This window comes from Micrococcus sp. KRD026 (assembly GCF_017168445.1).
Lineage (GTDB): Bacteria > Actinomycetota > Actinomycetes > Actinomycetales > Micrococcaceae > Micrococcus > Micrococcus luteus.
In genome coordinates this window covers 10,051-22,085 of sequence record NZ_JABFBA010000007.1, presented here as the reverse complement: position 1 = coordinate 22,085, position 12,035 = coordinate 10,051, and the positions used below count along the sequence as shown (strand labels likewise).

The window sequence follows — 12,035 nt, the reverse complement described above, 5'->3', positions numbered from 1 at the left end:
GGGTTGTCCCGGTTGGCGGCGGTGGGGACACGGCCGGCCGCCGCGGCGGCGAGCTCGGCGACGCTGGCCCAGGGGCTGCCGCCCGCCGCTCCCCCGGTGGTGCGGGCGTGGGCGGCGGAGATGAGCTCGCACAGGGAGCGGTAGCCGGAGCCATGACAGCCTCCTCGGGCGAGCACGACCACGCGGCCGGCGTCCTCGTCCTCGCTCCACCGGACGGCCAGGTCCACGCCCACGATCGGGGTGATGCCGTGGCGCAGGCAGGCGCCCACGTGTTTGGCCATGCCGTAGAGCCCGTCCCGGTCGGTGCAGGCCAGCAGGTCCATGTCCGCGGCCGCGGCGGCGGCCACGAGGTCCTCGGGCCAGCTGACCCCATGGTGGGCGCTGAACGCGGAGGCGACGTGCAGGTGGGCGAAGGGTGCGGCGGTGCGTCCGGCCGCGGCGGCCTGGCTCATGCCGACCGCCTCAGGTCCTGGGCGTGCTCGTGGACGCGCACGAGCCGCCACCGGCCGGAGTCCAGGTGGTGGGCGACGTCGAGGGTCTGCAGGGGCGCGGCGCCGGCCCGGGCCAGGCGGACCTGCAGCCGCCACATCTCGTGGTCGACGAGACCGGCGCCGCGGCCCTTCTCCGCGCGGACCTCCTCCGCCCACCAGCGGCGCCGCTCGAACCAGCGCACGGGGCGCTCTGCGAGGACGTAGTCCCGCCCGTTCCAGCGCAGCCCCTGCGGGGTGCCGTCTGCCCCGCACTCCACCGCCACCGACTGTGTGAGGACTCCCATTCTGCTTCTCTCCCTGTGCACTGCTGACCGGACCGACGACGGGGTGCCGTCGGGCGATGGGAGCGCGGCCCGTCCGGCGGACCGGACGCGGGGAAGAAGTGGGAAGGTGGGGCCGCACCCCCGATCGTACTCGAATATGTGTTCGAATGCGATGTGTGCGAAGGTAGGGCGCCCGCCGGACACGTTAAGGACGCACCGCCCCGAGACGGGCGAGGCCGGGAACGCCCTTTTCGTGAGGCCGGCTGGCCGAGTCCTGGCCGTGGGCCTCGAATCCGACCCTGGGGCGCACATGCACGAGAAAATCGCCTCTTGGGCCGGAAGAAGTGCGTCGGCACGGCCCTGTGGACAATGCGAGCAGGACCACAATCCGTCTGCGTATACTCCGAACCAACCGGGCCTCGCATGCCACGGGCACCGCGCTGCGGGATCAGCGCGGGAGGCGCGGACACACGACGGACGTCCAGTTGGAGGGGAAATGTCTCTCACCGCACCCGGGCGCGCCCTGCGCCGCCACCGATTCGCCCAGGCAGGCACGCTCAGCGTGGCCTTGGCGCTCGCACTGACCGCCTGCGGCGGACAGTCCGAGCCCGCCGAGTCGTCGACGACGTCGCCCTCGTCCGCCAAGCCCGCCGTCGAGACGTCCGCGCCCGCGAGCACGAGCGAGACCGCGGGCGTCAACTCATCCCCCACGGCCACGGAGAGCGGGTCCAGCGAATACGTGCCCGCGTCTGCCGACGGCCCCGCTCAGAACGTGCCCAAGCCGGAGATGCCCGCCGCCATGAAGGAAGAGACCAAGGAGGGCGCCGAGGCGGCGATTCGCTATTTCTGGGAGGCGACTTATTTCCTGCAGCAGACGGGTGAGCCCCAACCTCTGCAAGAGGTATCAGGCAAGACTTGCAAATTTTGCGAGCAGTACAAGCAGTCAATGACAGGTCTATATGAGAACGACGGATGGATGTCTGGCGACGGCCCAAGCATCACCTCCATGGCGACCCAGCCATCTACAGACGGATATATAGCAACACTTCTCATCGATCTGAGCCCTGAGACTGCCCGTGACTCCAAGGGAAAAATTCTTCCCGGCGGAGAGGTTTCAGCCTCACCTGAAAGTCCGTGGATTGCAGAACTTTCCTACTCAAGTGACCTTGGACATTGGGTCGTAGACAGCATGACGCTCGAGTCTCCAGCCGGATGACCAGCATGAAACCTAGGCTTTTCCTGTGCGGTTTCGCTCTTACCTCCCTGCTCCTTACTGCACAGCCCGCTGCCTCCGAAGAACCCGTAGTCAAATGTGGCACCCAGGGAAATTCCTATGGAATAGGCGACAACGCCGTGAAGTCTGAAGTAAATTGCACCGATCCGTCGGAGATTTCTTCACCTGGAACAGACGGTGCAAACTCGTCGGCTCCCGTGGCATCCCACCTAGAGCACAAGACGGTCAGTGCGTGCATCCCAGGGCAGCTCGGCAACTCGGATTTCGAGAGCTGCCGAGAGCAGGAGGACAACTTCTGCCCCGAGGGTTCATGGATCCGGGCGCAGACCATAGACACCCGTCAACCTGATGCGAATCCCGTCTATGGCGCCCCCAAATGTTGGACGGCCAAGGCCTCCAGCAACGGCGCCCCGCCCGTCTCCATCGACGAGGTCCGCACGCTCCTCGTGCTGGAGCCTGAGATCCGGTCGGACAACGGCGGACGCGGGATCCGCAATGCGGAGACGAACTTCTACGCAGACGCCGAGACGCGCACGCTCGTCACCACCCTCAACGGGGTCGAGGTCGAACTCCGCGCCACGCCGGTGAGCTTCCACTGGGATTACGGGGACGGGTCCCCCACCAAGACCACCTCGGTCGCAGGCCAGAGCCAGCCGGAGTTCAACGTCCCCACCCCCACGAGCCACGTGTACGAGGACACCGGGCAGTACACGGTCCGCCTCACCACCGTCTACATCGGCGAATACCGGGAGGCCGGGGGCGAGTGGGTGCTCATCCCGGGCACCATCAGCCTCGACTCGGCCCCCGTCACCGCGAACATCTGGCGCACCATCACCCGCAATGTCGCCGATGACTGCAGCGTCGACTCTTCAGCCTGGGGCTGCGCCGGCCCCATCGAATCCGCCCCGGCCGGCTGAGGACGGACCGCGGGGCGGCCGACGGTCTCCCGTCCACCGCCCCGCGGCCCCCTCGTCGGCCGGGTGTGTCAGACCCGGCGCACCCGCCCCCGGGCCAGGAACACGAGTCCCGCGCCGAGGGCCCCGAGCGCTCCGAGCGCGCCCGCCGGGACCTCACGCCCGGTCTCGACCGTGTCCGGGGTCGTGTGGGTCTCCTCCTCGCCCGTTCCCTCACCCGGCTCCTCCCCGGCCACGGGCGCCGGAGTGTCGACGGGCTCCTGCTCGGCGGGCGGCACCGGGTCCGCCTCGCCGGGAGACGGGGCGTCCTCCCCCGCCGGCACGTTCAGGGCCCGGGGCTTCTGCCCGTCCGCGAGCAACTCGACGAGCGCGAAGACGTCGGACCGCGCCGCGTCCTAGGTGATGATGACGTCCTCACTCTTGGTCATCCCGTCCAGCGACCAGTCGAGGACGAGGCGGTCGTCGGTCGGGTATGTCGCGTCGGCGAGGTAGTGAAACCCGGTGAAGGAGTCCACCGTGGTGTCGCGCCAGAGGGCACCCCAGCGCGGACCCCACGAGAGTTCCGCGACCGCCGCGTCGTCGCCCAGGCCTTCGGGCCGGAACGGCAGCAGCACGCCCGGCTCGGCGTGCTCCAGCGTGAGGAACCGCTCGGGGTAGTCCCCGAACACGGGGTCGGCCAGGCTGTGCTCGCCCCACGCGTAGACGAGCCCGGCAGAGGGGCCTCTGTTGCCCTCCGGAGTGCCGGCGGTCTCGTCGTAGAGAGCGGCGGCCACCGGGGTGCCGTCCACGGACAGGGTGAACAGGAGATGACCGTCTCCGGCCTCACCGCGGCACCGCGCTTCCGCGTCTCACGGGCAGGTCATCCCCGTCGCCCCGTCCTTCAGAGCAGCGTTCCCTGCTGCTCTCTCATCTCTTGGGTCAGCTCCGGCCCGTTGTTCCGGACGTTCCCCACGGCGCTCCCCACGGGCCGCAGCGACCAGCCCGCCGCGACGTCGTACGCGCCGGCGCACACCTGGCCCACGAGGGCGTCGGCTTCTTCGGCGGACCCGAGCGTGTCCGGAGCGAGCCACCGGTCCATCGTCTCGGCGCCCATGGGCACGGGTAGCCGGTCGTGCAGCTGGCCGAGCGCGGCGAGCACCGGCTCGTCGTCGTCCGCGTCGGGCGCGGCCATGGTGAGGACCGTCGTCGAGAGGACCCAGGCGTCCTCCCCCGCGGCCTTGGCCTCGGGGTCCTGCCACCACTCGTACAGGCCGGCGAACCAGATGACCGGCCCCTCGCCGTCCCCGGCCCCGGCCGGGTGCACGTAGTAGGGCTGCTTCTTCGCGGCCCGCCCGTCGGGACCCTTGGCGCCAGGCTCCGGCGTCTTCCACTCGTAGTAGCCCTCCACCGGCACGGCGCAGCGGCGGGCGCGGACGGCGGCCCGGAACGTCGGCTTGGAGGCCACGGTCTCCGAGCGCGCGTTGAACGCACGGGACCCCACGGACAGCTCCTTCGCCCACGGCGGCACCAGGCCCCAGCGGGCCACGTGGATCCGCCGGGTCACCCCGGCACCGCCGTCGCCCCCACGGGTGCCTCCGGCGCCGACGTCGTCCGCGTGCGCCACGAGGATCGGCACCTCGGCTGTCGGCGCCACGTTCCAGCTCTGGCGCAGCACCAGGTCCTCATTCGCCTCGGCATCGCCCAGGGCCACCAGGTCGCTCGTGGCGCGGGCCATCACGTAGCGGCCGCACACGTCAGCGGTCCCTCCCGTCCCGGCCGCGCTCGACATACATCCACGCGATGCCGAGGGCGAAGCCCATCATCGCGCAGCCGAGCACAGTGCCCCAGGGCCTCTCGGTGCCCAGTCCGAACACCACCCCCAGGCCGACGCCGATCAGCAGCCCCACCAGTGGGATGCGCCATTGCGCGAGCGTGCCGGCACCGGCCGGAGCCTCGTGCGCCTCGTCCTCGTCTCTGCCATGTCGTGCCACGGTTCGCCCCTCCGTTCGCATCGATGTTGCGGGTCCGGTTGCAGTCTCCCCCGGCCGTCGTGGTGACGCCACACACCAGGCCCCCCGGCCGCTCACCGATGCGTCGCACAGGGTCCTGTGATGGGATGGGCAGAACGAGCCCGCACGTCGCGCTGCCCCACGCATGCGCGGCATCGGGCAGATCCCCACCACCAGGAGGAACAACGTGTCCCAGAAGGTCCGCGGCGTCGTCGCCATGGCGAAGGACGCCCCCGTCACCATCGAGACCATCGTCATCCCCGATCCGGGACCCGGCGAGGCCGTCGTCGACATCAAGACCTGCGGCGTCTGCCACACGGATCTGCACTACCAGCAGGGCGGGATCGGGGACGAGTACCCGTACCTGCTCGGCCACGAGGCCACGGGCGTGGTCTCCGCGATCGGCGAGGGCGTCGACCACGTCAAGGTCGGCGACACCGTGATCCTCAACTGGCGCGCCGTGTGCGGCGAGTGCCGCGCGTGCCGCAAGGGCGAGCCGAAGTACTGCTTCAACACCCACAACGCGACCCAGAAGATGACCCTCGAGGACGGCACGGAGCTGTCCCCGGCCCTGGGCATCGGGGCGTTCGCGGACAAGACGCTCGTCCACGCCAAGCAGTGCACCCAGGTCGACGGCGTTGACACGCCCGAGGAACAGGCCGCGGTCGGCCTGCTCGGCTGCGGGATCATGGCCGGCATCGGCGCGGCCATCAACACCGGCGAGGTCAAGCTCGGTGAGTCCGTGGCCGTGATCGGCTGCGGCGGCGTCGGCGTGGCCGCGATCGCCGGGGCGAAGCTCGCCGGCGCCACCACGATCATCGCGGTGGACATCGACGCCAAGAAGCTCGCGAAGGCCGAGGAGCTCGGCGCCACCCACACCGTGAACTCGAAGGACGAGGACCCCGTGGAGGCCATCCGCGCGGCGACCGGCGGCTTCGGCGCCGACGTGGTCATCGAGGCGGTCGGCCGCCCGGAGACCTACGAGCAGGCGTTCTACGCCCGGGACCTGGCCGGCCGCGTCGTCCTGGTGGGCGTGCCCACCCCCGGCATGGAGCTGAAGCTGCCCCTGCTGGAGGTCTTCGGCCGCGGCGGCGCGCTGAAGTCCTCGTGGTACGGCGACTGCCTGCCGGAGCGCGACTTCCCGATGCTCGTGGACCAGTACCGCCTGGGCCGCCTGCCGCTGGACGAGTTCGTCACGGAGACCATCGCCCTGGACGAGGTGAACGAGGCCTTCGAGACGATGAAGTCCGGCGACGTCCTGCGCTCGGTGGTGGTGCTCTGATGGCGCGCATCGATCACCTGGTCACCTCCGGCACGTTCTCCCTGGACGGGGAGACGTTCGACGTGGACAACAACGTGTGGATCGTCGGCGGCGCGGAGCAGTGCGTCGTCATCGACCCGGCCCATGATGCCTCGGCCGTCTGGAAGAAGGTGAACGGCCGCCAGGTGCTGGCCATCGTCCTCACCCACGGCCACGACGACCACATCCGCCAGGTCCAGGAGTTCCGCCAGATGGTGGACGCCCCCGCGCTGCTCCACCCCGCCGACCGCATGCTCTGGGACGACGTCTTCCCCGACGAGGAGCCCGATGGCGCGCTCGCCGAGGGCGACGTCCTGCGCGTGGCCGGCGTCGAGCTGCGGGTGCTGCACACCCCCGGTCACTCCCCCGGCTCGGTCTGCCTGTACGCCCCCGCCCTGGGCGAGGCCGGCGACGACGGCGCCCCGACCGGCGTCGTGTTCTCCGGCGACACCCTGTTCCAGGGCGGGCCCGGCGCCACCGGCCGCTCGTACTCGGACTTCGACACGATCATCGAGTCCATCCGCGAGCGCCTGCTCCCGCTGCCGGAGGCCACCGTGGTCCACACCGGCCACGGCGACTCCACCACGATCGGCACGGAGAAGCCGCACCTGCAGGAGTGGATCGACCGCGGCCACTGAGGACGCGCCGAGGTGGGGAAGAATGGTCCCCCGTGACCATCCTCCCCGCCTCGCCCCCTCCCTCCGTGATCCTGCTCGGCGGCGCGTCGGGCTCCGGCAAGTCCTACCTGGCCCGGCAGCACGGCCGACCCCACCTCTCGCTCGATGCGTTCTACCGTCCGCAGTCCGACGACGGCGCCGCGGGTGGGCCCGGCCCCGTGTTCCCGCGCACCCCGTACGGCGAGATCGACTGGGACCACCCCGGAACATGGGATGAGCAGGCGGCCGTGGACGCCGTCGTCGAGCTGCTCGAGGAGGGCGCCACGCGCGTGCCCGACTACGACATCTCCACGTCCTCCGTCCGCGGGCACAGCACCGTCGCGCTCGAACCGGACGGGGTGATCGTGGCGGAGGGCATCTTCGCCGAGCGCATGCCCGCCGCCCTGGACCGGGCCGAGGTCCACTACGCGGCCTGGTACATCGACCAGGCGCGGACCACGACGGCGGCCCGCCGGTTCGTGCGCGATGTCGCCGAACGCCGCAAGCCGGTGCCGTTCCTCGTGCAGCGGGGCTGGTCCCTGTACCGGACGGACGCGGCGCGCCGGGCGGCGGCCGTGGCGGCCGGCTTCACCCCGCGACGCAAGCGGGAGATCATCGCGGATCTCACGGCCTGACGGCCCGCCCGCAGCCGGGCCGTCCGTGCCCTCAGCCGGAGGTGCGCGCGCCGAGGACGGCGAGCTGCTCGGCCACGACCTCGATCCCGGCGGCGGCCGCCCACGCCGTGTACTCCTCCCGCAGGGCCGCGGCGAACGCGGGAACGCTCACCCCGGGGCGCACGTCCTCGGCCGCGCCCGCCGTGCGGGGGTCCATGTCCAGGCCGAGCTCCCGGTAGACGTCGACGAGCACGGCCCGCAGCGGAGCGGGGTCGGACACCACCACGTGGGTGGAGAACAGGAACGCCCCCTTCACCACGCGCTGCGCGGAGCCGGCCAGCTTCACCGGGTATGTCGGCGCAGGACCCTGCACGGAGAACTCGCCCGGGCAGTACTCCCCCGGAATCTCGCCCACGGAGGCGGGCACGTCCATGCGCGCGAACGCCCGCACGAACAGGTCGGCGAACTCCGCGAACCGGGCCTGCTGCGTGAGCGCCGCGTCCTCCTGCTGGCTCAGGTGGTCCACCACCAGGCAGCCGTGGTGGTAGGCCGCCGCCCGTCCGCCGGCCCGGCGCACCACCGGCTCGAAGCCGTGGGCGCGGGCCGCCGCGGCCGCGGCCTCGAAGCCGGGCAGCCGGGCGTCGCGCTGGCCGAACGCGACCGTCGGTTCGGGCACGTAGACGCGGATCAGGCCGTCGAGGGCCCTTCCCTCGGCCGCGGCGGCGCGGAAGACGGCCAGCTCGTCCATGGCCCAGTCGAGGTCTTCGACGGCCCCGAGGGTCCGCTCCTGCACGGCCCAGCGCAGCCGGGGAGCTGCGCTCACAGGCCGCCCTCGGCCGGCCAGGAGCGCAGGGTGAGGGTCTGCTCGGCGTGGGCGAAGGGGCCGTCGTCGTCGTGGAGGACGGTGCTGGTCAGGCCCACGCCGTCCGGGCCCACCGTGACCTGCCCCGCGAGGCCGAGCCAGTGGCCGGTGGGCTCGCGGTACAGGTGGATCTGCAGGTCCACGTTGGGGAAGAACCACCCGCCCGGTTTCGCCGGCAGGGCCGGGGCGATCCCGTTGGCCGCGTCGGTGAGGCTGATCAGGCGGACCAGGTCGCTCGTGCTCTCCCCCGCCACCATCTCACGGTCCGTGGTGAGCCACACCCGGCCGTGGCCCGGCCCGTGGCCGGGCAGGATGACGCCGTCGAGGGAGGCGATGTACCCGCCCCCCCATCCGTGGAGCGCGTTGTGCGCCTGCGCCTGCGAGCGCGGCGGGAGGGGCTCGTCCGGCAGCTGGGCGACGGCGGAGGTGTCCGAGGTGGACAGCAGCCAGGCCCGCAGGGTCAGCACGGTGCGGCCCCGGGCGTGGAGCACGGACTCGACGAGCTCGATGGTCCGGCCCGGACGCAGGGTGCGCGTGACCACCTCGAGCTCGCCCGACCAGAGCGTGCCCAGGATGTCGTAGGAGAGCCGTCCCACCCGCAGCCCGGGAGTGGTCTCGTGCGCGGCCACCTCGTGCAGCAGCAGGCCCGAGACGGCGGCCATGTGCATCTCCTCTTCCCGCCATGCGCCCTGGGCGTGCACGGTGGAGCGCACGCGGGAGGTGCGGACGCCGTCGGCGTCCACGGTGGGCTCGCCGAGGCGCACGTAGAAGGCCAGGGGATCGTCGGCGACGGAGGCCGCGGGGGTGGAGGTGATGTCGGTCATGGGCCGAAGTCTGCCAGAACGACGACGACGGCCGGTGACGTCCCCGCGGGATGTCACCGGCCGTCGTCGTGCGGACCGAGCCGGGGTTCAGCGGCGCATGACCTTGCGGGCGATGCCGTTGCCGATCAGCTGCAGCGCCTGGACGAACACGATCACCACGATCACGGCCAGCCAGGTGACCTCCGGACGGAACCGGTTGTAGCCCTCCACGATGGCGAAGTTGCCGACGCCGCCGCCGCCGATGATGCCCGCCATCGCGGACATGTCCACGAGCGAGATGATCACGAACGTGAAGCCGAGGATCAGCGGGCCGAGGGCCTCGGGCAGCACCACGGCGCGCACGATCCGCATGCGGGAGGCGCCCATCGCGCGGGCGGCCTCGATCACGCCGGGGTCCAGCGAGACGAGGTTCTGCTCCACGATGCGGGCGATGCCGAACGTGGACGCCCAGATCATGCAGAACACCACGGCGGTGTTGCCGATGCCGGTGCCGAGCACCGCGATGGTCAGCGGCTGCAGGGCGGCGATGAGGATGACGAACGGGATGGGCCGGATGAGGTTCACGATGAAGTTCGTGACCAGGTAGACGGCACGGTTGGCGAAGATGCCGCCCGGGCGCGTGGTGTAGAGGACGAGCCCGACCAGCAGGCCGAGGATGCCGCCGAGGATGAAGGACCAGCCGACCATGTAGAGGGTGTCCCCCACGGCGGTCATCAGCTCGGGGCCGTAGTACCCCCAGTCGAGGTTCTGGAATCGGTCGATCACTGGTGCACCTCCTGCACGTCTCCGGCGCCGGCCAGGTCCGCGACAAACGCGTCCACCGCGGCGGCCTCGCCCGTGAGCGCCACGGTGAGCAGGCCGTACGCGGAGTCCTTGGTGGCGGACATGCCGCCGTGGACGATCTCGAAGCCCACGCCGCGCGTCGATGCGGTGCCGAGCACCGCCGAGACCGCGGCGGAGTCCTTGAGCGAGACCATGATCAGCCGACCCTCGGTGCGCGCCCGGATGCGGGCCACCTCCTCGGCATTCGGCCGGTCCTTGAGCGCCGTGGCCACGAAGGACGCGGCGTCGGCGGAGTGGGCGGGCCGAGAGAAGAGGTCGTAGACCTTGCCGGACTCCACCACGCGGCCGCTGTCCATCACGGCGACGCGGTCGGCGATCGAGCGGATGACCTCCATCTCGTGGGTGATGGCCACGATCGTGACCCCGAGCTCCTCGTTGACGCGGCGCAGCACGGAGAGCACCTCGTGCGTCGTCGAGGGATCCAGGGCGCTGGTGGCCTCGTCTGCGAGCAGGATCTCCGGCTCGGCGGCCAGGGCGCGGGCGATGCCGACGCGCTGCTTCTGGCCGCCCGAGAGCTGCTCCGGGTAGTGCTTGGCCTTGTCCGCCAGGCCGACGAACTCGAGCAGCTCCGCCACGCGAGCGCGGCGTTTGGACCGCGGCCAGCCGGCCGTGTCCAGAGCGAACTCGATGTTCCCGGCCACCGTGCGGGAGGTCAGCAGGTTGAACTGCTGGAACACCATGCCGATGCGGGTGCGCAGCGGACGCAGCTTCGCTTCGGAGAGATGGGAGACCTGCTGGCCCAGCACCGTGACGGTGCCCGACGTCGGCTTCTCCAGCCCGTTGATCATGCGGATCAGGGTGGACTTGCCGGCGCCGGAGAAGCCGATGACGCCGAAGACCTCGCCGCGGTTCACGGCGAGCGAGACGTCGTCCACGGCCTTCACACCGGCACCCTTCTTGGCGGCGTAGACGCGGCTGACGTGGTCGAAGACGATGACCGGCTCCCCCGGGGCGCCCGCGGAGGGGCGCCCCGGGGTGACCGCGTCACGGTCGGACGTATGGGAACCTGCCATGGATCAGGCGCCCTGCTTCGCGATCGCGTCCTGGTACTGCTTCAGGGTCTCGTCGATCTGGGCGGTGTCGAGCTGCACCGGCACGCTCGTGCCGGAGGAGAGCTTCGCGGACTCATCCAGCACGGGCTGCTCGTGGTACAGGGCCGCGATCTTCTTGTAGGTCTCGTTGTCGCGGTCCTCGCGACGCACGGCGAAGCCGTTGACGTACGGCTTGGCGGAGTCGTCCTCGGGGTCGTCCTTGAACAGGGCGGTGTTCGTGTCGATGCCGGCGTCCGCCGAGAAGGTGTTGTTGATGACCGCGCCCTGCACGGACTCGAGCGCGTTCACGGTCTGCTGCGCGGCCACGGGCTGCACCGTCACGGTGGAGGCGGCCTCGTCGATGTCGCGGACCTCCGGGCGGATGGTCTCATTGGACAGCTTCAACAGGCCGGCGGCGACGAGCACATTGATGGCACGGGCCTGATTCACGGTGTCGTTCGGGATGGCGACGGTGTCGCCCTTCTTGAACTCGGAGACGTCCGTGTACTTCTTGGAGTACAGGGGCAGCGGGATGATCTCGGTGGTCCCGATCATCGTCAGGTCCTTGCCGGAGGCCTGGTTGTAGTCGGCCAAGTAGGCGATGTGCTGGAACCAGTTCATGTCGATGTCGCCGTTGTCCAGCGCCGGGTTCGGCTGCGTGTACTCGGTGAAGTTGCGGATCTCGACGTCGATGCCGTGCTTCTCCTTCGCGAGCTTCACCAGGGCGCGGTGCGACTCGTTCTCGGACACGACGCCGATGCGCACGGTCTGGGCGCCGTCGTCGCTCTTCTCCTCGGCCTGCGAGTTGCAGGCGGTCAGGGCGAACGCGCCGACGGCGGCCAGGGACAGGCCGGCGAAGGAGCGGCGGGAGATGTTCGAGGGGGTCGTCATGGGGTTCTCCTTGGAGGACGGTGCGACGTCGCCGGCGCGGGTGGGCACGGCGGGTGCGGAACGGTGCGGGGTGGGCCGTGCGGTGGGTGATTCCCCGCGGGGCACAGCACGGCCCACCCCGCAC

General features: G+C 70.9%; 16 protein-coding genes. 5 read left to right on the top strand and 11 right to left on the bottom strand.

All coding sequences use genetic code 11. The features are described from left to right. Positions 1–452, bottom strand: a 452-nt coding sequence (locus tag J1M40_RS02780; RefSeq protein WP_206450450.1) for a PHP domain-containing protein, incomplete at its 3' end; no start/stop codon positions are given. Then, a complete protein-coding gene (locus J1M40_RS02775; protein ID WP_036338972.1) occupies positions 449–775 on the bottom strand; it encodes a DUF6504 family protein in 327 nt (108 codons plus the stop codon). The genes J1M40_RS02780 and J1M40_RS02775, both read right to left, overlap by 4 nt. A gap of 475 nt (positions 776–1,250) precedes the next feature. Between J1M40_RS02775 and J1M40_RS02770 the strand changes: the two genes are divergently transcribed. Further along, the gene (locus J1M40_RS02770) at positions 1,251–1,970 is read left to right on the top strand and encodes a DUF6318 family protein (protein ID WP_206450444.1); all 720 of its coding nucleotides are present in this window, start codon (positions 1,251–1,253) and stop codon (positions 1,968–1,970) included. Positions 1,971–2,185: 215 nt separating this feature from the next. Beyond that, on the top strand, positions 2,186–2,905 hold the full coding sequence (locus J1M40_RS12595; protein ID WP_247297959.1) for a PKD domain-containing protein: 720 nt from the start codon (positions 2,186–2,188) through the stop codon (positions 2,903–2,905). A gap of 68 nt (positions 2,906–2,973) precedes the next feature. Here J1M40_RS12595 and J1M40_RS02760 read toward each other — a convergent pair whose 3' ends face one another. The 4 genes from J1M40_RS02760 to J1M40_RS02745 form a co-directional block, all read right to left on the bottom strand. Next, complete coding sequence (locus tag J1M40_RS02760; protein WP_180971863.1) at positions 2,974–3,261, bottom strand: hypothetical protein; 288 nt, start codon at positions 3,259–3,261, stop codon at positions 2,974–2,976. Positions 3,262–3,297: 36 nt separating this feature from the next. Continuing rightward, positions 3,298–3,690, bottom strand: a complete 393-nt coding sequence (locus tag J1M40_RS02755; RefSeq protein WP_241252019.1) for a hypothetical protein — start codon at positions 3,688–3,690, stop codon at positions 3,298–3,300. Between the two features lie 92 nt (positions 3,691–3,782). Then, entirely contained in the window at positions 3,783–4,634 is an 852-nt protein-coding gene (locus J1M40_RS02750) for an SOS response-associated peptidase (protein ID WP_166437405.1), read from the bottom strand. Position 4,635: 1 nt separating this feature from the next. After that, positions 4,636–4,872, bottom strand: coding sequence for a SoxR reducing system RseC family protein (locus tag J1M40_RS02745; RefSeq protein WP_144919267.1), 237 nt, complete (start codon positions 4,870–4,872; stop codon positions 4,636–4,638). A 205-nt stretch (positions 4,873–5,077) separates the two neighbouring features. On the opposite strand from J1M40_RS02745, the gene J1M40_RS02740 reads away from it, so the two are divergent. Genes J1M40_RS02740 through J1M40_RS02730 form a run of 3 tightly spaced genes read left to right on the top strand, consistent with a single transcriptional unit; the run spans position 5,078 to position 7,481 of the window. Next, the gene (locus J1M40_RS02740; protein ID WP_206450443.1) at positions 5,078–6,172 is read left to right on the top strand and encodes an S-(hydroxymethyl)mycothiol dehydrogenase; all 1,095 of its coding nucleotides are present in this window, start codon (positions 5,078–5,080) and stop codon (positions 6,170–6,172) included. Beyond that, positions 6,172–6,828, top strand: a complete 657-nt coding sequence (locus J1M40_RS02735; protein WP_095346716.1) for an MBL fold metallo-hydrolase — start codon at positions 6,172–6,174, stop codon at positions 6,826–6,828. Before J1M40_RS02740 ends, J1M40_RS02735 begins: the two co-directional genes overlap by 1 nt. A gap of 32 nt (positions 6,829–6,860) precedes the next feature. Then, on the top strand, positions 6,861–7,481 hold the full coding sequence (locus J1M40_RS02730) for a uridine kinase (protein WP_155933146.1): 621 nt from the start codon (positions 6,861–6,863) through the stop codon (positions 7,479–7,481). A 31-nt stretch (positions 7,482–7,512) separates the two neighbouring features. On the opposite strand, the gene J1M40_RS02725 is transcribed toward J1M40_RS02730, so the two are convergent. The 5 genes from J1M40_RS02725 to J1M40_RS02705 form a co-directional block, all read right to left on the bottom strand. Next, entirely contained in the window at positions 7,513–8,283 is a 771-nt protein-coding gene (locus tag J1M40_RS02725) for a lipoate--protein ligase family protein (protein ID WP_036338947.1), read from the bottom strand. Continuing rightward, complete coding sequence (locus tag J1M40_RS02720) at positions 8,280–9,146, bottom strand: thioesterase family protein (RefSeq protein WP_010078797.1); 867 nt, start codon at positions 9,144–9,146, stop codon at positions 8,280–8,282. The genes J1M40_RS02725 and J1M40_RS02720 overlap by 4 nt, the downstream gene beginning before the upstream one ends. A gap of 87 nt (positions 9,147–9,233) precedes the next feature. Further along, on the bottom strand, positions 9,234–9,911 hold the full coding sequence (locus tag J1M40_RS02715; RefSeq protein WP_036313181.1) for a methionine ABC transporter permease: 678 nt from the start codon (positions 9,909–9,911) through the stop codon (positions 9,234–9,236). Beyond that, the gene (locus J1M40_RS02710; RefSeq protein WP_078026103.1) at positions 9,908–11,002 is read right to left on the bottom strand and encodes a methionine ABC transporter ATP-binding protein; all 1,095 of its coding nucleotides are present in this window, start codon (positions 11,000–11,002) and stop codon (positions 9,908–9,910) included. The genes J1M40_RS02715 and J1M40_RS02710 overlap by 4 nt, the downstream gene beginning before the upstream one ends. 3 nt (positions 11,003–11,005) lie before the next feature. Further along, a partial coding sequence (locus tag J1M40_RS02705) for a MetQ/NlpA family ABC transporter substrate-binding protein (RefSeq protein WP_342356877.1) occupies positions 11,006–12,035 on the bottom strand: 1,030 nt, incomplete at its 5' end.